This is a genomic window from Mycobacterium sp. IDUB_17 (assembly GCF_055419465.1).
Genome location: NZ_JBVAXS010000001.1, coordinates 611225 through 634560 on the forward strand (window position 1 = coordinate 611225; position 23336 = coordinate 634560).

Annotated in this window: 15 protein-coding genes and 1 pseudogene; 9 read left to right on the forward strand and 7 right to left on the reverse strand. The window is 67.1% G+C overall.

The features are described 5' to 3' along the window. Together ACZYZ7_RS03095 and ACZYZ7_RS03100 are read left to right on the forward strand one after the other, a co-directional pair. Window positions 1–384 (forward strand): DUF1304 domain-containing protein, encoded by a 384-nt coding sequence (locus ACZYZ7_RS03095; protein WP_135453971.1) that lies wholly within the window; start codon window positions 1–3, stop codon window positions 382–384. A 68-nt stretch (window positions 385–452) separates the two neighbouring features. Continuing rightward, window positions 453–1277, forward strand: a complete 825-nt coding sequence (locus tag ACZYZ7_RS03100; protein WP_463740539.1) for an alpha/beta fold hydrolase — start codon at window positions 453–455, stop codon at window positions 1275–1277. Here ACZYZ7_RS03100 and ACZYZ7_RS03105 read toward each other — a convergent pair. From ACZYZ7_RS03105 to car (ACZYZ7_RS03120), 4 genes and pseudogenes are all read right to left on the reverse strand, one after another. Beyond that, window positions 1269–2530, reverse strand: a pseudogene (locus ACZYZ7_RS03105) (HNH endonuclease). The gene ACZYZ7_RS03100 and the pseudogene ACZYZ7_RS03105 sit on opposite strands and share 9 nt — an antisense overlap. Before the next feature lie 46 nt (window positions 2531–2576). Next, window positions 2577–3038, reverse strand: a complete 462-nt coding sequence (locus ACZYZ7_RS03110) for an SRPBCC family protein (protein WP_463740174.1) — start codon at window positions 3036–3038, stop codon at window positions 2577–2579. An 83-nt stretch (window positions 3039–3121) separates the two neighbouring features. Beyond that, the gene (gene car, locus ACZYZ7_RS03115; protein WP_463740175.1) at window positions 3122–6589 is read right to left on the reverse strand and encodes a carboxylic acid reductase; all 3468 of its coding nucleotides are present in this window, start codon (window positions 6587–6589) and stop codon (window positions 3122–3124) included. Window positions 6590–6761: 172 nt separating this feature from the next. Then, complete coding sequence (car, locus tag ACZYZ7_RS03120) at window positions 6762–10253, reverse strand: carboxylic acid reductase (protein WP_463740176.1); 3492 nt, start codon at window positions 10251–10253, stop codon at window positions 6762–6764. 365 nt (window positions 10254–10618) lie between these two features. On the opposite strand from car (ACZYZ7_RS03120), the gene ACZYZ7_RS03125 reads away from it, so the two are divergent. After that, window positions 10619–11239: a hypothetical protein gene (locus tag ACZYZ7_RS03125; protein ID WP_450069029.1), complete on the forward strand. Its 621-nt coding sequence runs from the start codon at window positions 10619–10621 to the stop codon at window positions 11237–11239. Window positions 11240–11243: 4 nt separating this feature from the next. Here the strand turns inward: ACZYZ7_RS03125 and gabT are convergent, their stop codons facing one another. Then, the gene (gene gabT / locus ACZYZ7_RS03130) at window positions 11244–12584 is read right to left on the reverse strand and encodes a 4-aminobutyrate--2-oxoglutarate transaminase (RefSeq protein WP_450069030.1); all 1341 of its coding nucleotides are present in this window, start codon (window positions 12582–12584) and stop codon (window positions 11244–11246) included. A gap of 161 nt (window positions 12585–12745) precedes the next feature. Here gabT and yajC point away from each other — a divergent pair, with 161 nt between their 5' ends. From yajC to ACZYZ7_RS03160, 6 genes are all read left to right on the forward strand, one after another. Then, a complete protein-coding gene (gene yajC / locus ACZYZ7_RS03135) occupies window positions 12746–13099 on the forward strand; it encodes a preprotein translocase subunit YajC (RefSeq protein ID WP_450069031.1) in 354 nt (117 codons plus the stop codon). 72 nt (window positions 13100–13171) lie between these two features. Then, a complete protein-coding gene (gene secD, locus ACZYZ7_RS03140; RefSeq protein ID WP_463740177.1) occupies window positions 13172–15028 on the forward strand; it encodes a protein translocase subunit SecD in 1857 nt (618 codons plus the stop codon). Window positions 15029–15032: 4 nt separating this feature from the next. Further along, a complete protein-coding gene (gene secF, locus ACZYZ7_RS03145) occupies window positions 15033–16328 on the forward strand; it encodes a protein translocase subunit SecF (RefSeq protein WP_135453985.1) in 1296 nt (431 codons plus the stop codon). 5 nt (window positions 16329–16333) lie between these two features. Then, window positions 16334–18001, forward strand: coding sequence for an ABC transporter substrate-binding protein (locus ACZYZ7_RS03150; protein ID WP_135453987.1), 1668 nt, complete (start codon window positions 16334–16336; stop codon window positions 17999–18001). Further along, a complete protein-coding gene (locus ACZYZ7_RS03155; RefSeq protein ID WP_450069033.1) occupies window positions 17998–18525 on the forward strand; it encodes an adenine phosphoribosyltransferase in 528 nt (175 codons plus the stop codon). Before ACZYZ7_RS03150 ends, ACZYZ7_RS03155 begins: the two co-directional genes overlap by 4 nt. 40 nt (window positions 18526–18565) lie before the next feature. Continuing rightward, on the forward strand, window positions 18566–20917 hold the full coding sequence (locus ACZYZ7_RS03160; RefSeq protein ID WP_463740178.1) for a RelA/SpoT family protein: 2352 nt from the start codon (window positions 18566–18568) through the stop codon (window positions 20915–20917). On the opposite strand, the gene ACZYZ7_RS03165 is transcribed toward ACZYZ7_RS03160, so the two are convergent. Together ACZYZ7_RS03165 and ACZYZ7_RS03170 are read right to left on the reverse strand one after the other, a co-directional pair. Beyond that, window positions 20901–21497, reverse strand: coding sequence for a hypothetical protein (locus ACZYZ7_RS03165; protein ID WP_463740179.1), 597 nt, complete (start codon window positions 21495–21497; stop codon window positions 20901–20903). The two genes, ACZYZ7_RS03160 and ACZYZ7_RS03165, sit on opposite strands and share 17 nt — an antisense overlap. Next, window positions 21433–23286: an HD domain-containing phosphohydrolase gene (locus ACZYZ7_RS03170; protein WP_463740180.1), complete on the reverse strand. Its 1854-nt coding sequence runs from the start codon at window positions 23284–23286 to the stop codon at window positions 21433–21435. The genes ACZYZ7_RS03165 and ACZYZ7_RS03170 overlap by 65 nt, the downstream gene beginning before the upstream one ends. Window positions 23287–23336: the final 50 nt, after the last annotated feature.

Consider the following 23336-nt stretch of genomic DNA (forward strand, 5'->3'; position numbering starts at 1 on the left):
ATGGTCATCGCCGGTTTGGTGTTCGCCGCGCTCGCCGCGGCCCTGCATGTCTACATCTTTGTGATGGAGTCGCTGACCTGGACTTCACCGCGTACCCGCGCCACCTTCGGGATCAACGAGGAAGAGGCGCAGGCGACCAAGGAGCTCGCGTTCAATCAGGGCTTCTACAACCTGTTCCTGGCGATCGTCACAGTGGTCGGTATCGTCGCAGTTGGCTTGGGGCACAATGCGGTTGGAGCCGCTCTCGTGTTCGCCGGGGTCGGCTCGATGCTGGCCGCTGCCGCGGTGCTGTTGACCAGCTCACCGGACAAGGCGCGCGCAGCGATCACCCAGGGCGCCTTCCCGCTGATCGCGGTCGTGTTGCTCGCGGTCGGAGTCGCTTGACGAGGGCATTGCACCAAAGGATGCTACGAATGCCGAGATCTCGGTTGCCGAAGTAGTTGGAGATTGCCATGAGCGGCTCCCGTTTCGTCACTACAGAACTGGGCCGTTTGCACGTGCGCTGTAGCGGAGCGGGGCAGCCGGTCGTCTTGTGGCACAGCCTCTTCGTTGATTCGCAGTCCTGGAGTCTCCTCGAGCCTGTGTTGGCCCGCGACCACGCCGTGTACGCGATCGACGGTCCATCCCACGGGAAAAGCGATGCAGTGACGCGTGATTTCACCTTCGAGGAATGCGTGGCGGCCGCTGAGCAGGCGCTGGACGGACTGGGGTTGCACGAACCAGTGGACTGGGTCGGGAATGCGTGGGGAGGTCACGTCGGCATCCGTTTGGCAGCCGACGACCACACGAGACTGCGGACCTTGACCACCATCGGCACCCCGGTCCAGGCGTTCACGATGCGCGAGAAGTGGATGAAGGGGTGGCCGCTGGTCGGGTTTTATCGTCTGGTCGGTCCGAATGCGTTCATCGTGAAGCAAATGTCAGATTCGATCCTCGGTTCGTCAGCCGTCGATGCCGAGCCGAACCAGGCTGCGGTGATTCTAGATTCGTTCCGAACGGCTGACCGCACGGGAATGCTGCACGCGATGCGCTCGATGATGCTGCACCGCAGCGGGCTGGCGGATCTGCTCGCCAAGATTCAGATTCCCACTTTGGTGCTTGCGGTTCGTGACGACGTGATGGGCTGGCAACCGGCAGAGGCTCGGCAGACCTGCACGGCCATTGCCGACTGCCGCGTCGAGACGGTGGCAGGCACCGGCCACGTCTCACCGCTGTTGATCGACCGTGAACGGATCGCGCAGTTGCTCGTCGGATTCTGGTCGGCCCGCTCACGCTGAGATTCGGGTGAGGTGGATTTCTCGGGTGAGTACCCGGATCCCTCCCGGTAGTGGTGGAGCTGTCGAGCGGTAGACGGCGCCGGTGGGGGTGATGTGTCGGTGGTGTGGCGGCCCGATTTGTCGACTTTGGTTATTACCCGCCAGCCGGGGTTTTCCTTGACGTAGTTGCAGTGTTCACACAGTCCTTGGCCGTTGGCAGCGCTAGTCGGTCCGAGGTGGTGGTGCGGCGTGATGTGGTCGATGTGCCGGATGGGGGCGTTGCAGTAGGGGGTGCGGCAGGTTTGGTCGCGGGTGGCGATGAACCGGGCGAGCCCTTTGGGGAAGCGCCGCGAGCGGGATTCCATCGCGACGAGTGTTCCGGTGTCGGGTGCGGCGTAGAGGCGTCGCAGGGTGGCCCAGGAGTTGTCGTCGGCGAGGGCGTCGCTGATCATGCGTCGGGCTGCGGCTGCGGGGATGGGTCCGTGGCCCTGCAGATGTGCGGGCTGCGTGCTGCCGGCGAAGAGGGTGTTGTCGGAAAGCACGAGATTGACCGCGACGGGGACCGGTTTGGTGGTGTCGCGGCCGGTGACGCGGGTGACGAGGGTGTCGGCCATGGTTTGGCCGCGGTTGCGGCCGTCAGCGCAGTGGTCGGCCGCTTCGGTGAGTGCGTAGCGCACGGACGCCGCATCGGTCGCAGGCAGCAGGGCAGTGACGATGGCCATGTTGTCAGCGGCGGGCCGGAAGGTGACGTTGCGATCTTCGGGTGCCCTGGTGACCCGGTCGATAACGGCTGCCGGATCGAGTTGGTAGGCAATGCCTTTGGCGTCACCGGTCAGACGGATATCGCCGAGGCCGATCAGCTTCGCGTGGTCGGCGCAGAGGTGTTCGTCGAGGCGCCTCCGGTCGGTGGGGGACAGGCAGGCGGCCTCGCGCACGACCAACCGGGCGCGCGATTCGGTCAGCATCCCGTTTTCCAGGGCCGCCAGGGTGTAGGGCATGTCGTGCACGAGGATGCGGGCGTCGGAGAGGTAGCGGTTGCCCTGAGCGGGTGACTCCATGCGGGCCAGGCCGATTTCCGAACCCAGTCCGCAGCCACGGCGCGAGGCCGCGACGCCGGCGGCGGCCTCCCTCGTACGGCGGGCACCGTCCAGGGCTGCGGTGGCGCGGGCCTGGCCGGCTGCGGCGGCCGACTTGAGTTGTTCGAGCTCGGCGATGCGATCCCGCAATGCCGCCTCGCCGGCATCGGGATCAATCTTCGCGAATGATTCGAACATGTGTTCGATACTACGCGGAGCCTCCGACACCGGCGGGATGCTTCGACTAGCTGCGGTTTTCCACCCACGCGGCAAGTGCGGCCAGCGCCATCCGAGTACCGGTCTCGTTGTCGGCCGGGTCCACTGCGTCGGGAATCCCGTCGTGCTGGATGAGGACGTCGGTGCCGTGTCCGGCGTCGCTCAACGTGGTCGTCATCGTCATCGCGCCACCCACGGCGGGATCGTCGCTCTCGAACTCCAACACTTCGACGACCCGCTCGTCCGGCACCAGCTCGACGAAATGACCGTGATAGGTGTCCGTTTGGGCGCTGGACTTCCCGACGGCGTCCGGCGAGTCGTAGTGCAGTGAGATGCGAAATGTTCCGCCCTCGCGCGCGTCGAATTCGTGTACCTCGCTGCGCATACCGTCCGGAACCCGCCACGCCGCGATCGCGTCGGCGTCGACGAGCGCTCGATAGACCGCGACGCGGGGCGCATTGACGTGGCCGGAGACCCGCGTGCTGCCCATCTCACCACGCTACATACTGATTGGCCGCGGTCCTGGTAAGGACCGCGGCCGCTCAGGGGATTCTTCCCTTGTGGGGAAGTCTTTTACAGCAACCCGAGCATCTGCAGGTTGGTGATGTACTTGACGATCACTGCCGGGCTGACATGGGGAATGTCCTTGTCGGGCCCGATCTTGGCTTCCTGCACCGCCGCCCGGAACCGGTCGGTCGGCGCGGCCGCACCCAGCAACGGATGCGACGGCTGCTGGTAGTTGTGCAGTAGCGGCAGCAGGGATGCCTGACGCTGCTTGTCCGGCAGCGTGCGCAGCGCAGTATCGAAGCGCTGCAACCACTGGCCGTAATCGTCGATGCGGTGCACCGGGTAACCGGCTTCGATCAGCCAGTCGGTGAACTCGTCGAGCCCGAGGCCGTCGTCGTACGGGTTCATCACGTGATAGGTCTCGAACCCTTCGGTGACATGCACGCCCAGCGTCGAGATCGCCTCGGCGATGAACTCCACCGGCAGCCCGTCGTAGTGGGCCCGCTGACGGTTGCCATCAGCGTCCAGTTCGTAGAACGATCCGGGTGCGATGCCGGTGGCCACCAGGCTGAACATCAGCCGGGTGAACATGTCCGGCAGGTTGAGCTGACCCGAGTACGTGGTGTCGGCCAGGATCATGTCGCAACGGAACACCGAGACCGGCAGGCCACAGAGGTCGTGGGCCTCGCGCAGCAGGACCTCGCCGGCCCACTTGCTGTTGCCGTAGCCGTTGGCGTAGGAATCGTCGACCTGCCGGGTCGGGCTGATCACCCGGATGTCGGCATGCTCGACGAACTCGCCGGGCTTGATGCCCCCGGCCACACCGATCGTCGAAACGTAGACGAACGGCTTGATCTTCGTGGTGAGCGCGATGCGGATGAGTTCGGCGGTGCCCAGGGCATTCGCGTCGAACATCTGGCTGTAGGGCAGCACGTGGTTGACCAGTGCGGCCGGGTCGACGATCAGGTCGACGTCGTCGGCCAGCCGCTGCCAGGTGGCGCGGTCGAGACCCAGATCGGCCTCGCCCTTGTCGCCGGCGATCACCTCGAGGTGGTCGGCGGCCAGATTCTGGTAGTGCGCAAGCAGTTTCGGGTCACCCACATCGAAGGTGGCGTCGAGCCGGGCGCGGGCCTCGGCATCGCTCTTGGCGCGGACCAGGGCGATGACCTTGCCGTCGACCAGGTCCATGCGCTCCAGCCATTCCAGGGCCAGGTAACGGCCCAGGAAGCCGGTGGCGCCGGTGAGTAACACCGTGCGGACCTCGGCCGGAGCCTTGGGCAGGCTCGGCGCCGCGGCCAGGGTGTCCGCGTCGAGGAACTTGTCCAGCGTCAGGTCGGCGGCATGCACCTCGGTGGCGTCACGTCCGTGCACCGACGCGTAGGTCGGACGCTTGGATCCGTGACGTTCGCCTTCGATGTAGCCGGCGATACCGGCCAGATCGGTGGCCGGGCTGACGATCACGCCGACGGGAACATCCACGTCGAAGATCTCGTGCAGCAGATTCGAGAAAGTCAACGCCGACAACGAATCTCCACCCAGATCGGTGAAGTGGGCATCGGGCGCGAGATCGGAGGTCGCGGCACCCAGCAGTGCCCCGGCGGCCCGGCTCACGGTGTCGAGGACCGGGGCGTCAGCACCGCTGCGCCGCAGTTCACTCAACTCGTTGGCCTGACCTGCGGCCAGGTCGCTGTAGAGCTGCTCCAGCCGGTCGCCGTAGTGGTTCTTCAGATTTGGACGGGCCAGCTTGCGGATGCCGGTCAGCAGACCGTTTTCCAGGCTGAAAGGTGTTGTCTCGACGATGAAATCGCGCGGCACCTCGTAGGACTGAAGTCCGGCGGCGCGGGCCGCGTCCTGAAGCGAATCATTGATCGCCTGCTTCGACACGGAAGGATCGGTGGGCACGACCACGGCCAGCAGGTAGGAACGTGCGCTGTTGCCGTAGATGAAGATCTGCCGCACCAGCGGGCTGTCCCCGAAGACTGCCTCCAGCTTGGAGACGGTGACGAACTCGCCCTGCGAAAGCTTCAGCACGTTGTTGCGCCGGTCGAGGTACTCGACATGATCAGGGCCGAGTTCGGCCACGATGTCACCGGTGCGGTAATACCCGTCCTCGTCGAACATCTCGGCGGTGATCTCGGGACGCTTGTAGTACCCGGGGAACATCTGCTCGGACTTCACCAGCAACTCACCGCGCGGGTGAGGCTGGTCGGTGAGGAAGTAGCCCAGGTCCGGGACGTCGACGAGCTTGTAGTCGATCACCGGCGGGCGCTGGATGTGGCCGTCGACGAAGACCGAACCGGCCTCGGTCGAGCCGTACCCCTCCAGCAGGTGCATATCGAGCAGGCGTTCCACCCAGCTGTGCATCTCGGCAGAGGTCGGCGCGGAGCCGGTCATCGCAGAGACGAACCGTCCGCCCAGCAGGCCCTTGCGGACCTCGGCGAGCACCTCGTCCTCACCGCCACCGGCACGGTCGAGGCGGCTCTGGTACTCCTGGAACAGCATGTCCCAGATTCGCGGCACGAAGCTGAGCTGCGTGGGGCGGACCAGGGCGAGATCGTCGAGGAAGGTCGAAAGGTCGCTGCGGGCAGCGAAATACGCGGTGCCGCCGGAGCTCAGCGTCCCGATCAGGATGCCGCGGCCCATGACGTGGCTCATCGGCATGAAGTTGAGGGTGATCGCGGGCAGCACGGCCTGGTTTTCGTCCCAGGTGGCCTTCGACGCCAGCTGCCACATGTTGGCGACCTTGCTCTCCGGGTACATCGCGCCCTTGGGGGTGCCGGTGCTGCCGGAGGTGTAGATCAGCATGGTCAGCGGGTCGGCCTGACCCGGGGTGTAGAGCGGGGCGTCGGCCAGTGACCGTCCGCGGTCGAGGACGTCGGCCAGCGGCTCGACGACCACATCGGTACCGGCCAGTGCGGCCTTGGCGGCCTGGAGGGCCTCGCGCTCAGCGTCGACCTGGGGCCGGTAGTCGAACACCACCAGGCGGCGGGGTGCGGGTCCGGAGCGGACCAATTCGACTGCGTCGTCGAGGAAGTCGATGCTTGCCGCGATCACGGTCGGCTCGGTTTCGGCGACGATGGGCCGCAGGGTGGCGACCGGGGCACTGGTCTGCAGCGGCACAGACACGGCGCCGAGTTCGATGAGTGCGGTGTCGATCGTGGTGTAGTCGACACTGGTGAACCCGAGGATGGCGACGCGATCGCCGGGCTTCACCGGGTGGTTGTGCCAGGCGTTGGTGACCGCCTGGATGCGGTCTCCCAGTTGGCGGTAGGTGATGGTGTCGAAGCGGGGGAGCAGCCGGGCCGATGTGCGGCCGGCGGCGTCGGTGACGAGTTCTACAGCGCGCTGTCCGAGCGCGGGGCGGTCGGCGTAGCCGGCGAGCACGCCTTTGACGATGGCCGGCAGCCGCAGTTCAGGCTGGGCGACTGCGGCGTTGACGGCGTCGCTGGGGCGGGCACCGGCGAACTGTGAGTCGGTGTCATAAAGGTGTGCGATCCGGCGTTGAAGCCGGTCCTCGCGTGTTTCGGTGGTCATATCGGTCCCCTGAGCAAATCAAAATAAATACTGTCGGCACGTCTTCCGCGCCTACTAATTACTACGTTAGTAAAACTAATTATATTTCGAGATGCCAGCTCCGGCGGTGCGAGATGCGTCACCCCCCGACGTGCGCCCGCCCCACGCCGGTGTGGGACGAGCGCACGGGTTCTTAGAGGAGGCCCAGCTGCTGCAGGTTGGTGATGTACTGGACGATCACCGCCGGGCTGACATGGGGGATGTCCTTGTCGGGCCCGATCTTGGCTTCCTGCACCGCGGCCCGGAAGTGGTCCGTCGGGGCCAAGGCGCCCAGCATCGGCCGCTCGGGTCGCTGGTAGTTGTGCAGCAGCGGCAGGAGTGAGGCCTGGCGCTGCTTGTCCGGCAGGGCGCGCAGGGTGCTCTCGAACCGCTGGATCCACTGCCCGTAGTCGGCGATGCGCTCGATCGGGTAGCCGGCCTCGATCAGCCAGTCGGTGAACTCGTCCATACCGAGGCCGTCGTCGTAGGGGTTCATCACGTGGTAGGTCTCGAAGCTCCCCACGGATTGCCCACCCAGCGTCGAGATCGACTCGGCGATGAACTCCACCGGCAGCCCGTCATAGTGCGAGCGCTGCCGGTTGCCGTCAGCGTCCAGTTCGTAGAACGAGCCCGGAGCGATACCACTGGCGACGAGGCTGAACATCATTCGGGTGAACATGTCCGGCAGGTTGAGCTGACCCGAGTACGTCGTGTCGGCCAGGATCATGTCGCAACGGAACACCGCGACCGGCAGGCCGCACAGATCGTTGGCCTCGCGCAGCAGGACCTCGCCGGCCCACTTGCTGTTGCCGTAACCGTTGGCGTAGCCGTCGTTGATCTTGCGGACCGCGCTCATCTCCCGGACGTCGACGTTCTCGACGAACTTCCCGGGCTCGATCTGATCGCCCACGCCGATGGTCGACACATACGTGTACGGCTTGATCTTCGTAGTGAGCGCGATCTTGATCAGCTCGGCGGTGCCCAGGGCGTTGGGCCCGAACAGCTCGCTGTAGGGCAAGACGTGGTTGACCAGTGCGGCCGGGTCCACGATCAGGTCGACGTCATCGGCCAGCCGCTGCCAGGTCTGCTGATCCAGGCCGAGGTTCTCCTCGCCCTTGTCGCCGGCGATCACCTCGAGGTGGTCGGCGGCCAGATTCTGGTAGTGCGCAAGCAGTTTCGCGTCACCCACATCGAAGGTGGCGTCGAGACGGGCCCGTGCCTCCTCGTCGGACTTCGCGCGGACCAGGGCGATGACCTTGCCGTCGACCAGGTCCATGCGCTCCAGCCATTCCAGGGCCAGGTAGCGGCCCAGGAAGCCGGTGGCGCCGGTGAGCAGCACGGTGCGCACCTCGGCGCGCGACTTGGGCAGGCTCGGCGCCGCGGCCAGGGTGTCCGCGTCGAGGAACTTGTCCAGCGTCAGGTCGGCGGCACTGACTTCGGCGGCGTGCCTGCCGTGCACCGACGCGTACGTCGGCCGCTTGGATCCGTTGCGTTGCGTTTCGATGTACCCGGCGATCCCGGCCAGATCGGTTGCCGGGCTGACGATCACGCCCACCGGCACATCCACATCGAAGATCTCGCGCAGAAGATTTCCGAAGGTCAACGCCGACAACGAATCTCCACCCAGATCGGTGAAGTGGGCATCGGGTCCCAGGTCGGATGCCGCTGCGCCCAGCAGGGCACCGGCGGCCCGGCTCACGGTCTCCAGCACCGGGGCGTCGGCGCTCAGGGACCGCAATGCTCGAAGCTCACCGGCCTGAGTCTCGGCCAGGTCGGCGTAGAGCTGCTCCAGCCGCTCGCCGTAGTGCGCCTTCAACTTCGGCCAGGCCAGCTTGCGGATACCGGTCAGCAGACCGTTCTCCAGGGTGAAAGGTGTTGTCTCGATGATGAAATCGCGGGGGATCTCATACGACTGCAGGTCGGCGTCCCTGGCCACTTCTTGCAGGGATTCGCTGATCGCCTCTTTCGAAACGCTCGCGTCGGTGGGCACCACCACGGCCAGCAGGTAGGGCTGCGCGCTGTTGCCGTAGACGTAGATCTGTTGCACGAGAGGGCTGTTGCCGAACACCGCCTCCAGCTTGGCCAGTGTGACGAACTCGCCCTGGGCCAGCTTGAGGACGTTGTTGCGCCGGTCGACGTAGCGCAGTTGGTCCGGGCCGATCTCCGCGACGACATCGCCGGTGCGGTAGAAGCCGTCTTCGTCGAACACCGACGCGGTGACCTCGGGGCGCTTGTAGTAGCCGGGGAACAGATTCTCGGTCTTGATCAGCAACTCGCCGCGCGGGTACGGCTGATCGGTGAGGAAGTACCCCAGGTCCGGGACGTCGACCAGCTTGTAGTCGATCACCGGCGGACGCTGGGCCACACCGTCGAACAGTGCCATTCCGGCCTCGGTCGAGCCGTATCCCTCCAGCAGGTGAATTCCGAGCATGTCCTGGGTCCAGGTCTTGAGCTCGGCTGAGATGGGCGCCGAGCCGGTCATCGCCGCGACGAACCGTCCGCCCAGGACCTTGTCCCGCACCTCGGCCAGCACCTCGGCCTCGACCGTCTCACGGTCCTGGCCGGCGTCGGCCAGGCGGTGATCGACGCGGCTCTGGAATTCGCTGTGGATCATTTCCCACACGCGCGGAACGAAATTCAGCTCGGTGGGCCGCGTCAGGGCGAGGTCCTCCAGGAGCGTCGACAGATCGCTGCGGGCCGCGAAGTAGCAGGTGCCGCCTGCGGCGAGGGAGGCGTAGAGGATGCCGCGGCCCATCACATGGCTCATCGGCATGAAGCTCAGATTGATCGCCGAGCTGACCGGTCCGAGCCAGGCCTTGCTGTTGCGCCGCCAGAACTTGCCGACCGAGCTCTGCAGGTACATCGCGCCCTTGGGGGCGCCGGTGCTACCGGAGGTGTAGATCAGCAACGCGAGCGGGTCGGTGCCGTCGGTCTCGGGTGCCGGGGGTGTCGGCAGCTCGCTGCCGCGGGCCAGCAGGTCGGCCAGGGTGTCGACCGCGATGCCGCGGCCGGCCGCGGCCAGTCGCTCGGTGGCCGATGCCACCGCGTCGCGATGGTCATCGATCTCGGGGTGATAGTCGAAGACGAGCACCTGGGCCGGAGCGTGGGCGGTGAGCGCCAGCTCGACGGCATCGGCGAGGTGGTCGACGCTCGCGGCGATCACCCGCGGCTCGGTCTCGGTCACGATCGGTGCCAGCGACTCGGGCGAGGAGCTGGTCTGCAGGGGGACCGAGACCGCGCCGATCTGGCTCAGAGCCGTGTCGATCACGGTGTAGTCGGCGCTGGTGAATCCCAGGATGGCGATCCGGTCACCGGCTGCGACGCCGGACGCGTGCAAGGCGGCGGCGAGGGCGCGGAGCCGGTCCCAGAGCTCGCCGTAGCTGATGGTGTCGAACCGGGGGAGAAGGCGCGCGGTGGTCCGTCCGGTGGCCGGGTCGGCGATGAATTCGAGGGCGCGTTCCCCGAGCGCGGGCCGCTCGGCGTAGCCCTGCAGGACGGTCTGGACGATTTCGGGCAGGAGCAGGCCGGGGACGTCGACGGCGGCGGTGACGGTGTCGCTGGGAATCGCGGCGGCGAACTGTGGATCGGTGGCGGTCAGATCGGCGATACGGCTCGCCAGTTGCTCATCACGAGTATCAAACGACATCAAGAACCCTCTTTACAGATAGCTGAAATAATCACCGGCGCGACGTTGCGCTACCGAACTACTACGTTAGTGAAACTAAACTTATTTCCGGAAAACCAGTTTCTTAGCTGTCAATGTGCTGTGAGTCTGACCCGTTCCTGGGTGAAGGCCGTCGACCTGCAGTAGTGGCGACCGGTCCGTGACCGCGTTATCGGATTGCGGGAATCGCTTGAGGTTCGGTGAGTTCGGCACACCGCTGCGCCCAGCGGTCCCAGGCGTCGGCCAACGTGTCGCGCAGGGCGTTCTCGGCAAGGCGCATTCCCTCAGGGTAGGAGCGTTACTCCCGCTGGAGTTCGGGTACCCACGGGGGAGTCAAAGGAGGCATCATGACCGAATTCGATACCCGCGGCAGTCGTCTGCGCATGTCCCGCAGTCGCGGAGCGGCCAGCGGGTTCCTGCTGGTCCTGCTGGGAATCTGGGGTGCGCTGATCCCGTTCGTCGGACCGTACTTCGACTTCGCGTTCACCCCGGATCAGACCTGGTTCTGGACCACCGCACGCGGTTGGTTGGAGGTGCTTCCGGGCGCTGCGACAGCTCTCGGCGGCCTGCTGCTGATGGGCTCGGGGAACCGGGCCACCGCCCTGTTCGGCGCATGGCTGGCGGTACTGGCGGGAGCCTGGTTCGTGGTGGGTCGCGCACTCGCGGGACCGTTGGGCATCGGTGACGCCGGGATGCCGATAGCCGTGACCGATGCGAAACGGGTGACGCTCGAGTTGGCGTACTTCTCCGGGCTCGGCGCGCTGATCGTGTTGCTGGGGGCCATGGCGGTGGGCCGGTTGTCGGTCCGCAGTGTGCGTGACGTCGAGTACGCGCAACGGCCCGCGGCGCATGCCGTATCGGCCGAGCCTGTCGCCGTCGCAGACGCACCGCCGACCGAAGCCGTGGCCGCCCCCGAACATCGGACCTGGGGCGGACTGTTCGGTGGACGCCACACCCACGCGCATTAGGGCGTCAGAGGTCGCGCAGGATCAGCTCGAGCACGTCGAGCCCCTCGACGAGCAGCTCGTCGCTGATCGTCAGCGGCGGCAGGAAGCGCAGCACGTTGCCGTAGGTGCCGCAGGACAGCACGATCACCCCGGCCGCATGGGCACCGGCGCACAGCGCCTTGGTCAGCTCCGGGTCGGGAGTGGTGGTGCCGGCCTTGACCAGTTCGACGGCGATCATCGCGCCTCGGCCGCGCACGTCGCCGATCCGGTCGTCCTCGGCCTGCAACCGGCCCAGCCGGTCCTTCATCAGCACCTCGATGTGCTGGGCGCGGCCGACCAACCCGTCGGCCTCGATGGTCTCGATGGTGGCCAGCGCCGCCGCGCACGCGATCGGATTGCCGCCGTAGGTGCCGCCCAGCCCGGACACATGCGGCGCGTCCATGATCTCGGCGCGTCCGGTCACGCCGGACAGTGGCAGTCCGTCGGCGATGCCCTTGGCGGTGACGATGAGGTCGGGATCGATGCCCTCGTGCTCACACGCGAACATCGCGCCGGTGCGGGCGAACCCGGTCTGCACCTCGTCGGCGATGAACACCACGTTGTTGTCGCGGCACCACCCCAGCAACGCGGGCAGGAACCCGTCGGCGGGGACGATGAACCCGCCCTCGCCCTGGATGGGTTCGATGATGACCGCCGCCAGGTTGTCCGCACCGATCTGCTTTTCCATCACGTCGATGGCCCGCCTGGCCGCGAGCGTGCCGTCGGTGGCCAACTCCTTGCCGAACTCGGCATCGCGGAAGGGATAGGACAGCGGCGCCCGGTAGACCTCGGGCGCGAACGGACCGAAACCGTGCTTGTACGGCATGGACTTGGCGGTCAACGCCATCGTGAGGTTGGTGCGCCCGTGGTAAGCGTGGTCGAAGGCGACGACGGCGGACTTGTGGGTATAGGACCGAGCGATCTTGACCGAGTTCTCCACGGCCTCGGAGCCCGAGTTGAACAACGCCGAACGCTTCTCGCCGCGCACCGGCGTCAGCCGGTTGAGGTGCTCGCAAACCGCGACATACTGCTCATACGGCGTCACCATGAAGCACGTGTGGGTGAAGTTCCCGGCCTGCGCGGCCACCGCCTCGACCACGCGCGGCGACGAGTTGCCGATGGTGGTGACGGCAATGCCCGAGCCCAGGTCGATGAGCCGGTTGCCGTCGACGTCCTCGACGATGCCGCCTCCGGCGCGGGCGGCGTACACGGGCATTGTGTTACCCACGCCACGAGCCACCGCGGCCGTTTTCCGGCCGGTCAATGCCTCAGATTTGGGGCCGGGAATGGTGGTGGCCAGATGGCGGGTCTGCTCGGGATGGCTCAACACTGCCTCCTCAATACGCAAACGGCGGCGCCGGAAACAACGCGTACTGAGCCTAGCCGCGTCGCCCGCCAGTCGGCGGCGAATGAGGTCGTCGGGGTCGGCGGCGGTATCGTGGCCTCGGTCGCCCTGACATCTGACACAACACGAAAGACATAATCGACATGGATCTCGTCATTTTCCTGCCCCTGCTGATCGTCATGGGCGCGTTTATGTTCTTCGCGTCGCGCCGTCAGCGCAAGGCCATGCAGGCGACCATCGACCTGCACAACTCGCTGCAGATCGGCGATCGCGTTCACACCACCTCGGGCCTGCTGGCCACGATCACCGGTATCACCGACGACAACGTCGACCTGGAGATCGCCCCCGGCGTCGTCACCACCTGGATGAAGCTCGCGGTGCGCGATCGCATCGAGGAGGACACCGATGCCGACGCCGACGCCGACACCCCGTCGGCCGCGACTGAACTGACCGAGAGCACCGGTGTCACCGACACCGACGGTCTCAAAAAAGACTGACCGCAGAGCACCCAGGACAAGCACGTACCCTTTGCGGTGCTGACGAACTGATCTCGAGGAGACCCTAGAAACGTGGCATCGTCTTCGGCGCCGGTGCATCCTGCGCGCTACCTGACACTTTTCCTGGTCCTTCTGATCGGCGTTTATCTGCTGGTGTTCCTCACCGGCGACAAGCAGGCCAAGCCCAAACTGGGCATTGACCTGCAGGGCGGTACCCGGGTGACGCTGACCGCGCGCACCCCGGACGGCTCGACGCCGACCAGAGAGGCTCTCAACCAGGCCCAACAAATCATCAGTGCCCGCGTCGACGGTCTCGGCGTCTCGGGCTCGGAGGTCGTCATCGACGGCGACAACCTGGTGATCACGGTTCCCGGTAACGACGGCAGCGAGGCCCGCAACCTGGGCCAGACCGCGCGTCTGTACATCCGGCCCGTCGTGCACGCGATGCCTGCCAAGCCGCCGGTCCAACAGGGCCAGCAGCCGGGCGCCGGCGCTCCGGGTGCCCCTGCGGCACCGGGCGCGCCCGCGGCACCTGGTGCACCGGGAGTGGTACCGGGCGTTCCCGGTGGGATTCCGGGCGTGGCGCCCGGCCTTCCGGGCGAGCCGCCGGCAGTCCCGCCGGCAGGGGAACAGCCTGTACCTCCGGCCGGTGAGCCGGTCCCGGCGCCCCAGCCGCGGCCCTACCCACTGGACCCCCCGCCGACTCCCGGCGAACCGACTCCGGCACCGGCACCGGCCCCGGGTGAGCCCGGCCCGGCGCCTGCCCCGGCCCCCGCGCCGGCTCCGGCACCGGCCAAGCCCGGTGACGCCAAGGCCGCCCTCGCCCAGCGCATCTCCGATGAGAAGGAACTGCGGCAGAGCACCAACCCGTCGATCCAGATCCTGGCGCTGCAGTACCAGGCCACCCGTTGCGGTGAGGAAGACGTGTTGGCCGGCAACGACGACCCGAACCTGCCCCTGATCACCTGCTCCCAGGACGGGCAGACCGTCTACCTGCTGAGCAAGTCGATCATGAGCGGCGAGGAGATCGAGAACGCCACCTCCGGCCTGAACCAGCAGCAGGGCCAGTACGTCGTCGACGTGACCTTCAAGAGCGGGGGAGCCAAGACCTGGGCCGACTTCACCGCGGCGAACGTGGGCACCCAGACCGCATTCACCTTGGACTCGCAGGTGGTCAGCGCGCCCGAGATCCGGGAGGCCATTCCCGGCGGCAACACCCAGATCACCGGCCAGTTCACTTCGGACACGGCCAAGGAACTGGCCAACGTGCTCAAGTACGGCTCGCTGCCGCTGTCTTTCGAATCGTCTGAGGCCGAGACGGTTTCGGCGACCCTGGGCCTGTCCTCGATGCGGGCCGGCCTGATCGCGGGCGCCGTCGGTCTGGCCGCGGTGCTGCTGTACTCGCTGCTGTACTACCGGGTGCTCGGCCTGCTGGTGGCACTGTCTCTGGTCGCTGCCGGCGCAATGGTTTTCGCCATCCTCGTACTGCTCGGCCGATACATCGGCTACACGCTGGACCTGGCCGGTATCGCCGGTCTGATCATCGGTATAGGCACCACCGCGGACTCGTTCGTGGTGTTCTTCGAGCGAATAAAGGACGAGATCCGTGAGGGCCGGTCCTTCCGGTCGGCGGTGCCCCGAGGCTGGGCGCGCGCCCGCAAGACGATCGTGTCCGGCAACGCCGTGACCTTCCTGGCCGCCGCGGTGCTGTACTTCCTGGCGATCGGCCAGGTCAAGGGCTTCGCGTTCACCCTGGGCCTGACCACGATCCTGGACATCGTGGTGGTGTTCCTGGTGACCTGGCCGCTGGTGTACCTGGCGTCCAAGTCCCCGACGATGGCAAAACCTGCCCTCAACGGTCTCGGCGCGGTGCAACAGATCGCGCGGGAACGCCGGGAGGCTTCGCATGCGACCGCGGGACGGGGATAAGCACATGGCTGCAAAGAGCAAGACCACCGACGACACAACCGCCGAGGACGTCAAGGACACCGCAGTGGAGGCGCCGAACATCGAATCCACGTCTGCGGCACTGCCCAAGCACGGATTCTTCGTCCGGCTCTACACCGGTACCGGCGCCTTCGAGGTGATCGGCCGCCGCAAGTTCTGGTACGCGGTCAGCGGCATCATCGTCGCGATCTGCATCGCCAGCATGGTGCTTCGCGGGTTCACCTTCGGGATCGACTTCGAGGGCGGCACGAAGGTGTCGATGCCGTCGGCCGGCTCCGAGGGGATCGTCACGGTCCAACAGGTCGAGGACGTCTTCAACAAGACCCTGAACAGGGCGCCCGAGTCGGTCGTGCTGGTCGGCAGCGGCGCATCGGCCACGGTGCAGATCCGCTCGGAGACGCTGTCCAACGATGAGACCGAACAGCTGCGCACCGCACTGTTCGACGCCTTCCACCCCAAGGGCAGCGACGGCCAGCCCAGCAAGCAGGTGATCAGCGACTCGGCGGTGTCCGAGACCTGGGGTGGTCAGATCACCCAGAAGGCGTTGATCGCGCTCGTGGTCTTCGTCGTACTGGCGTCCATCTACATCGCCTGGCGCTATGAGCGCTACATGGCGATGGCCGCGATGGCCACGCTGGTCTTCGACCTGGTCGTGACTGCCGGCGTCTACTCGCTGGTCGGGTTCGAGGTCTCCCCGGCCACCGTCATCGGCCTGCTGACGATTCTGGGCTTCTCGCTCTACGACACGGTGATCGTGTTCGACAAGGTCGAGGAGAACACCCACGGCTTCGAACACACCACTCGCCGAACGTTCGCCGAGCAGGCGAACCTCGCTGTCAACCAGACGTTCATGCGCTCGATCAACACCAGCCTCATCTCGGTGTTGCCGATCGTCGCGCTGATGGTGGTCGCGGTCTGGCTGCTGGGCGTCGGGACCCTGATGGATCTGGCCCTGGTCCAGCTGGTCGGCGTCATCGTCGGTACCTATTCGTCGATCTACTTCGCCACGCCGCTGCTCGTGTCGTTGCGCGAACGTACGGAACTCGTGCGCAAGCACACCAAGCGGGTGCTCAATCGCCGGGAGAAGGGCGCCAAGGCGTCGACGGCCACGAAGGACACAGCGGACGCCTCCGAAGCATCGGACGCAGAATCCACCGAAATCAGTGCCGAGACGGTGACGGCCTCGGTCGCCGGCGAGCCGGCACCGGCCAAGCCGGCGCCAGGTGCGCGTCCGGCGGCACGGACCGGACGTCCGTCGGGCAAGCGGAACACCCGGCGGTAAACCGCATGGTTCAGTGGCGGGCCATCGCCCGGGCACGGACAGCGGTGACGGCGGCGACGCTGTCCGTGGTCGTCGCGATGGGATTGGCGGCGTGTTCGGACAGCGCGGCTGACGCGATCGACTACGCCGTCGACGGCTCCCTGACCACCTACAACACCAACACCGTGGCGGGAGCCGCATCCGCCGGGCCGCAGGCGTTCGCCCGGGCGTTGACCGGGTTCGCCTATCACGGGCCCGAAGGCCAGGTGGTCGCCGACAACGACTTCGGCTCGGTGTCGGTCGTGGGTCGCGCTCCGCTGGTGCTCGATTACGTGATCAGCGACAAGGCGGTCTACTCCGACGGCAAGCCGATCACCTGTGACGATCTGGTGCTGGCCTGGGGCGCACAGTCCGGGCGGTTTCCCGGGTTCGACGCCGCCAGCCGAGCGGGTTACCGCGATATCGGGTCGGTGGACTGCGAACCGGGCCAGAAACGGGCCCGGGTGTCGTTCGCCCAGGACCGCGGATTCCTCGATTACGGCCATTTGTTCGCGGCCACCTCGCTGATGCCCGCGCACGTCATCGCCGACGAGCTCGACCTCGGCGACGGGGGTGTGGTTACCGCGCTGCAGAACGGCGACCAGCCGACGATCGCCCGGATCGCCGAGGCGTGGAACACCGTCTGGGATCTGAAACCGGACCTCGACCTCAAACGGTTCCCGTCCTCGGGCCCGTACCGGATCGACTCGGTGTCCAAGGACGGCGTGGTGGTTCTCGTCGCCAACGACAAGTGGTGGGGCACCCCGGCGGTCACCAACCGGATCGCGGTGTGGCCACGCGGGGCTGACATCCAGGAGCGGGTCAACCAGGGCTCCTTCGACGTCGTCGACATCGAATCCGGATCCTCGGGCCTGCTCAACCTGCCCGACGACTACGTCAGCATGGAGAGCCCGTCGGCCGGTATCGAGCAGTTGATCTTCGCGCCGGGCGGTCCGCTGGCCGCCCCGCCGGCGCGCCGGGCCGTCGCGCTGTGCACCCCGCGCGACGTGATCGCCCGCAACGCCGCGACGCCGATCATCAACTCCCGGCTGAGTCCCGTCAGTGACGACGCCTTCAGCGCGGCCGAGAACGTCGGCGAGGCCGGGCAATTCGGTGTGGCCAACCCCGACGCAGCCCGCGCCGCGCTCAACAACAAGCCGCTGACGGTACGCATCGGGTATCAGACGCCCAACGCGAGGCTGGCCGCGACCGTCGGCGCGATCGCGAAATCATGCGCCGCAGCGGGCATCACCGTGCAGGACGCCGGATCGGCAACGGCCGGGCCGGTGGCATTGCGGAACAACGAGTTCGACGGACTGCTGGCCAGCACCGGCGGGGCCGCGGGCAGCGGCTCCTCGGGTTCTTCGGCCATCGACGCCTACGCGTTCCACTCCGGCAACGGCAACAACCTGCCCGGCTACGTCAACGAGCGGGTCGACGGCATCATCGATGCACAGGCCGTCACGACCGATCCGAAGGAACTGGCCCGGCTGGCAGGGGAGGGCGCACCGATCCTGTGGAACGACATGCCGACCCTGCCGCTGTACCGCCAGCAGCGCACCGTACTCACATCGACGAAGATGTACGCCGTGAGCAGCAATCCGACCCGGTGGGGTGCAGGCTGGAACATGGACCGTTGGAAGCTGTCCACATGAGCCAGGACATCTCATCGTTGGTCAAGAAACTGATCCGGGAGGTCCCCGACTTTCCCGAGCCCGGCGTGCAGTTCAAGGACCTGACCCCGCTGTTGGCCGATGCGCGGGGCCTGTGCGCGGTCACCGACGCCCTGGCCGCCACCGCGGTCGACGCCGATCTGGTCGCCGGCCTGGACGCGCGGGGGTTCCTGCTGGGTGCCGCGGTCGCGACGCGGCTCGGCGTCGGTGTGCTGGCCGTACGCAAGGGCGGGAAGTTGCCGCCTCCGGTGCACAGCGTCACCTATCAGCTTGAGTACGGCAGTGCGACGCTGGAGATCCCGGCCGACGGGATTGATATCGCGGGGCGCAACGTTGTGATCATCGACGATGTCCTGGCCACCGGCGGGACCCTGCTAGCGGCACGACAGCTGCTCGAGGCGAGTGGGGCCAACGTGCTCAGCGCCGCCGTGGTGCTGGAATTGACGGACCTGGGCGGCCGGGACGTGGTGGCACCGCTGAGGGTCAGCAGCCTGCACACGGTGTGAGGGATATCCTCGGATTCTGAGCGAAAACCGGGAGGTGAAGATGGCCGGCGATACGGGTACGGACGCGGCTGCGGGCCAGGCGGTGCAGTCGCCGCCGGCGTTGCCGGGCGCCACCGGTCCCGACGCCACGAAGACCAGCGCCTCACGGCGGGTGCGCGCGCGACTGGCCCGCCGGATGACCGCGCAGCGCAGTGCGGTCAACCCGGTCCTGGAGCCCTTGGTCGCGGTACACCGCGAGATCTATCCGAAGGCCGACCTGCAGTTGCTGCAGCGCGCCTACGACGTCGCCGAGCAACGTCACGCCGACCAGCTCCGCAAGTCCGGTGACCCCTACATCACCCATCCGCTGGCGGTGGCCAACATCCTGGCCGAGCTCGGTATGGACACCACCACGCTGGTGGCCGCGCTGCTGCACGACACCGTGGAGGACACCGGGTACACCCTGGAGGCGTTGACCGCCGAATTCGGCGCCGAGGTGGGCCACCTCGTCGACGGGGTCACAAAGCTGGACAAGGTGGTGCTGGGCTCGGCCGCCGAGGGCGAGACGATCCGCAAGATGATCATCGCCATGGCTCGGGACCCACGGGTACTGGTCATCAAGGTGGCCGATCGGTTGCACAACATGCGCACCATGCGGTTCCTGCCGCCCGAGAAGCAGGCCCGCAAGGCCCGCGAGACACTGGAAGTCATTGCGCCACTTGCGCATCGGCTCGGCATGGCGACGGTCAAGTGGGAGCTTGAGGATCTGTCGTTCGCGATCCTGCATCCGAAGAAGTACGAGGAGATCGTGCGGCTGGTCGCCGACCGGGCGCCGTCACGCGACACCTACCTGGCCAAGGTGCGCGCCGAGATCGGCGTGGCGCTGAGCGCGATGAAGATCAACGCGGTCGTCGAGGGCCGGCCCAAGCACTACTGGTCGATCTACCAGAAGATGATCGTCAAGGGGCGCGACTTCGACGACATCCACGACCTGGTCGGTGTGCGGATCCTGTGCGACGAGATTCGTGACTGCTACGCGGCAGTCGGCGTCGTGCACTCCTTGTGGCAGCCGATGGCGGGCCGGTTCAAGGACTACATCGCCCAGCCGCGCTATGGCGTCTACCAGTCGCTGCACACCACGGTGGTCGGCCCCGAGGGCAAGCCGCTGGAGGTGCAGATCCGGACCCGGGACATGCACCGCACCGCCGAGTACGGCATCGCTGCGCACTGGCGTTACAAGGAAGCCAAGGGCCGCAACGGGGTTCCGCACAGTCACGCCGTAACCGAGATCGACGACATGGCCTGGATGCGCCAGCTGCTGGACTGGCAGCGGGAGGCCGCCGACCCCGGCGAGTTCCTCGAGTCGTTGCGTTACGACCTTGCGGTGAAAGAGATCTTCGTCTTCACCCCCAAGGGCGATGTGATCAACCTGCCGACGGGTTCGACCCCGGTCGACTTCGCCTACGCGGTGCATACCGAGGTGGGGCACCGTTGTATCGGGGCCCGGGTGAACGGCCGGCTGGTCGCCTTGGAGCGCAAGCTCGAGAACGGTGAGGTCGTCGAGGTGTTCACCTCGAAGGCCCCCAACGCCGGTCCGTCGCGCGACTGGCAGACCTTCGTGGTGTCGCCGCGGGCAAAGGCCAAGATCCGGCAGTGGTTTGCCAAAGAGCGCCGCGAAGAGGCCCTGGAGTCCGGTAAAGACGCCATCGCGCGGGAGGTCCGCCGTGGTGGACTTCCGTTGCAGCGCTTGATCAATGCCGATTCGATGGGCGCGCTGGCGCGGGAGTTGCGTTACGCCGACGTCTCGGCGCTGTACACCGCGGTCGGCGAGGGTCACGTGTCGGCGCGCCACGTCGTGCAGCGTCTGCTCGCCCAGTTCGGCGGCGACGATGCGGCCGAGGACGAACTCGCCGAGCGGTCCACCCCGTTGACCATGCCGGTGCGGCAGCGCAGCACCGACGACACCGGCGTCGCGGTGCCGGGAGCGCCCGGCACCCTGACCAAGCTCGCCAAGTGCTGCACGCCGGTGCCCGGCGACACCATCATGGGCTTCGTGACCCGCGGTGGCGGGGTCAGCGTCCACCGCACCGACTGCACGAATGCGGCGTCGCTGCAACAACAGTCGGAACGCATCATCGAGGTCAACTGGGCGCCGTCGCCGTCGTCGGTGTTCCTGGTGGCCATCCAGGTCGAGGCGCTGGACCGGCACCGTCTGCTCTCCGACGTCACCCGGGTGCTGGCCGACGAGAAGGTCAACATCCTGTCGGCGTCGGTGACGACGTCGAACGACCGGGTCGCGATCAGCCGGTTCACGTTCGAGATGGGCGATCCCAAGCATCTGGGCCACCTGCTGAGCGTGGTGCGCAATGTCGAAGGCGTGTACGACGTCTACCGCGTCACGTCGGCGGCCTGACACCCGGTACCGGGATCTGCCACATCGCCTGACCGACGGCCAGTACGCCGCGCGCGGGCAGTGTCACCTCACCGATGACGGGGTTGGCGGCCAGGCGTGTCGGCCGGCCCAAGTCGTGGCCGTCGAGGGTGGCTGACGCCTTCGTGATGAGGTACATCTGTTGGGGCATCAGGGTTCCGACGTGCCCGCTCGGCATGACGCCGGTCATGCGCACCTGACCCATGCCCAGTCCCGCGGCCAGGATCTCGCGCGCCCGCACCAGCGGCCGAGGCCGCCAGGTACTCAGCGGTAGGCGACGGCTGACCGCGTTCATGGCGCGCAGCACCGGCCCCGCCGTGGCGGTCAGCGTCCAGTCCAGTGCGGGGGTGTCGACCGTGACACGTAGCGATGCGGGCCCGGTCCAGTCCACGGTGATCTCGGCGAAGCCGGTGTAGGCACACGCCGGTCCGTAGTAGCGGGGGCATGCGGTGTCGAGGCGGTCGCCGTGCACGAAGATCGACCATCGCCCGGCCGGGTCACGGTGCCACACGGTGCGATACGGCCCGAAGTCGTTCTCCGGGAACACCCGGAGAGCCAGCACATGGCCGCTGTCGAAGGGCAGCCCGAAAACGCCCCAGCCCTTGACGTATTCGTGGTCGGGCCACGGCGCCTGTCCGCAGTGTTCGGGCAGATTGGACAGGGGAGAAGCGAGATTCAGCATGGTCGTCGACATCGTGGGTCCTCACTACGGGTTCTCGTTCGGTTCGTGAGGTGAACGCTAGGAGCGCACAAGCCCGGTGTCGTCGGGCATTCGCCCTACTTTTCGGCTTCGGCCAGCGTGTCCAGCAGGCCGTGCGTAACGGCGTAGAGCGTGGCGGTGCTGCGGGTCGATGAACCGGTCTTGGTGTAGATGCGCTCGATGTGGGTGCCGGCCGTCTTCGGGCTGATCCCCAGTGTGTTCGGACCTGCCGGGTGGACGCGCCACGGGCGATCAGCCCCAGTACCTCGATTTCCCGCGGTGTCAGCCCGTCCGGACCCACGCGGCGTCGATGCCGGGGGCCGCCCGCTGCTTCGACAACGGCGTCGACTGCGGCAGCATCCAGCCGTCCGCGCCGGACCTCGGCCCGCAGTTCAGCGCCGGCGGCCTTGGCGGACAATGCCGGTCGGTACGGCCGCGGCTCAGTCATGGCGTGGTAGCAATCCGCGGCGGCGAGGATGCGTCCGGTCACCGGGATCGACGGTCCGGACAGGCCGCGGTGCGACCCCGAGCCGTCCATACGTTCATAGGCCAGCGCCGCCACCGCACCGATGCGCGCCACCGGGCCGGGTCGGGCCAGAACCCGTTCGGTGTAGTACGAACTCAGCCGCAGTCGCTCGTGGTCGGAGGCGCTGAGTTTCCCGGGCTTGTCCATGATCGTGGCGGGTACGCCGTGCAGGCCGATGTCGTGCAACAACGCGGCGCGACGAACCAGGACGGTGTCGCCCGCGGCCAGGCCGGCGATCTTTGCGGCCTGCGCCGCGAGTTCGGCCACGCCGCGCGAATGTCCGGCACGGTGTGGCGATCGAAGGTCGGTGAAATCCGCGAATGCCTCCAGTACCGAGTCGAGTTGGTCGTCGGTGAGACGTCGCTGCAGCGCCGGCTCGGCGGCGATCAGATCGTGGCAGTCCGGTTCGTCATCGCCGTCGGACAGCAGATCGCCTGCCGCTGCACAGAATGCGTCGACCACGGCCGGGTCGAACTGGGTGCCGCGACGCGACGTGGCGACAGCGACGGCGGCGTCCACCCCGGCGTCTCGGTGTACCGCCTCGGCCACGTCGGCGAGGTGAAAGAGTCGCATCGGCAAGGCAATTGCGTCGCCGCCGAGGCCGGCGGGCACCCCGTTGCCGTCCCACCGTGCGAAGAATTGGCGCAGAGCGTCACCGACGGCGGTGTCGAGACCGAGCCGCTCGGCCATCGTCGAGGTGTTCAGGCAGTGCGACATCAGCCCGTGCTCGATGTCGCGGCCACCGGTCGCGATGAGCGTCGCGGTCTTGCGCACCCGGTTGAGCAGGGGGCCGGCCGAAGCGGCGTGCGACAGCATGAATGTCGCCCCGCCCAGCCCGCGGAGATCGACGCGGTAGCTGTCGGCGCGAAACGCGATGTCATCGCCGAACCAGGCCGACACCTCGGGTGCGTCGGCGATGCAGCCCACCCAGCCCAGCACCGCCGTGTAGTAGAGATCGGCTCGCTGCTCGGCGATCAGTCCGACACGCTCGCCCAGGCGTGCGGCGAGTCGCCAGGACCGCAGCACGTGCTCCATCGGCTGCCCCAGACCGAGATCCATGGCAAGCGAGAACGCGGCCAGCAGTTCAGCCAGGGATATGCCCGAATCCCGGCTGCCGCGATCCATACCGGTGAGCATAGGACCCGCCGGCGCACCGGTCAGTACGTCGGAACGCC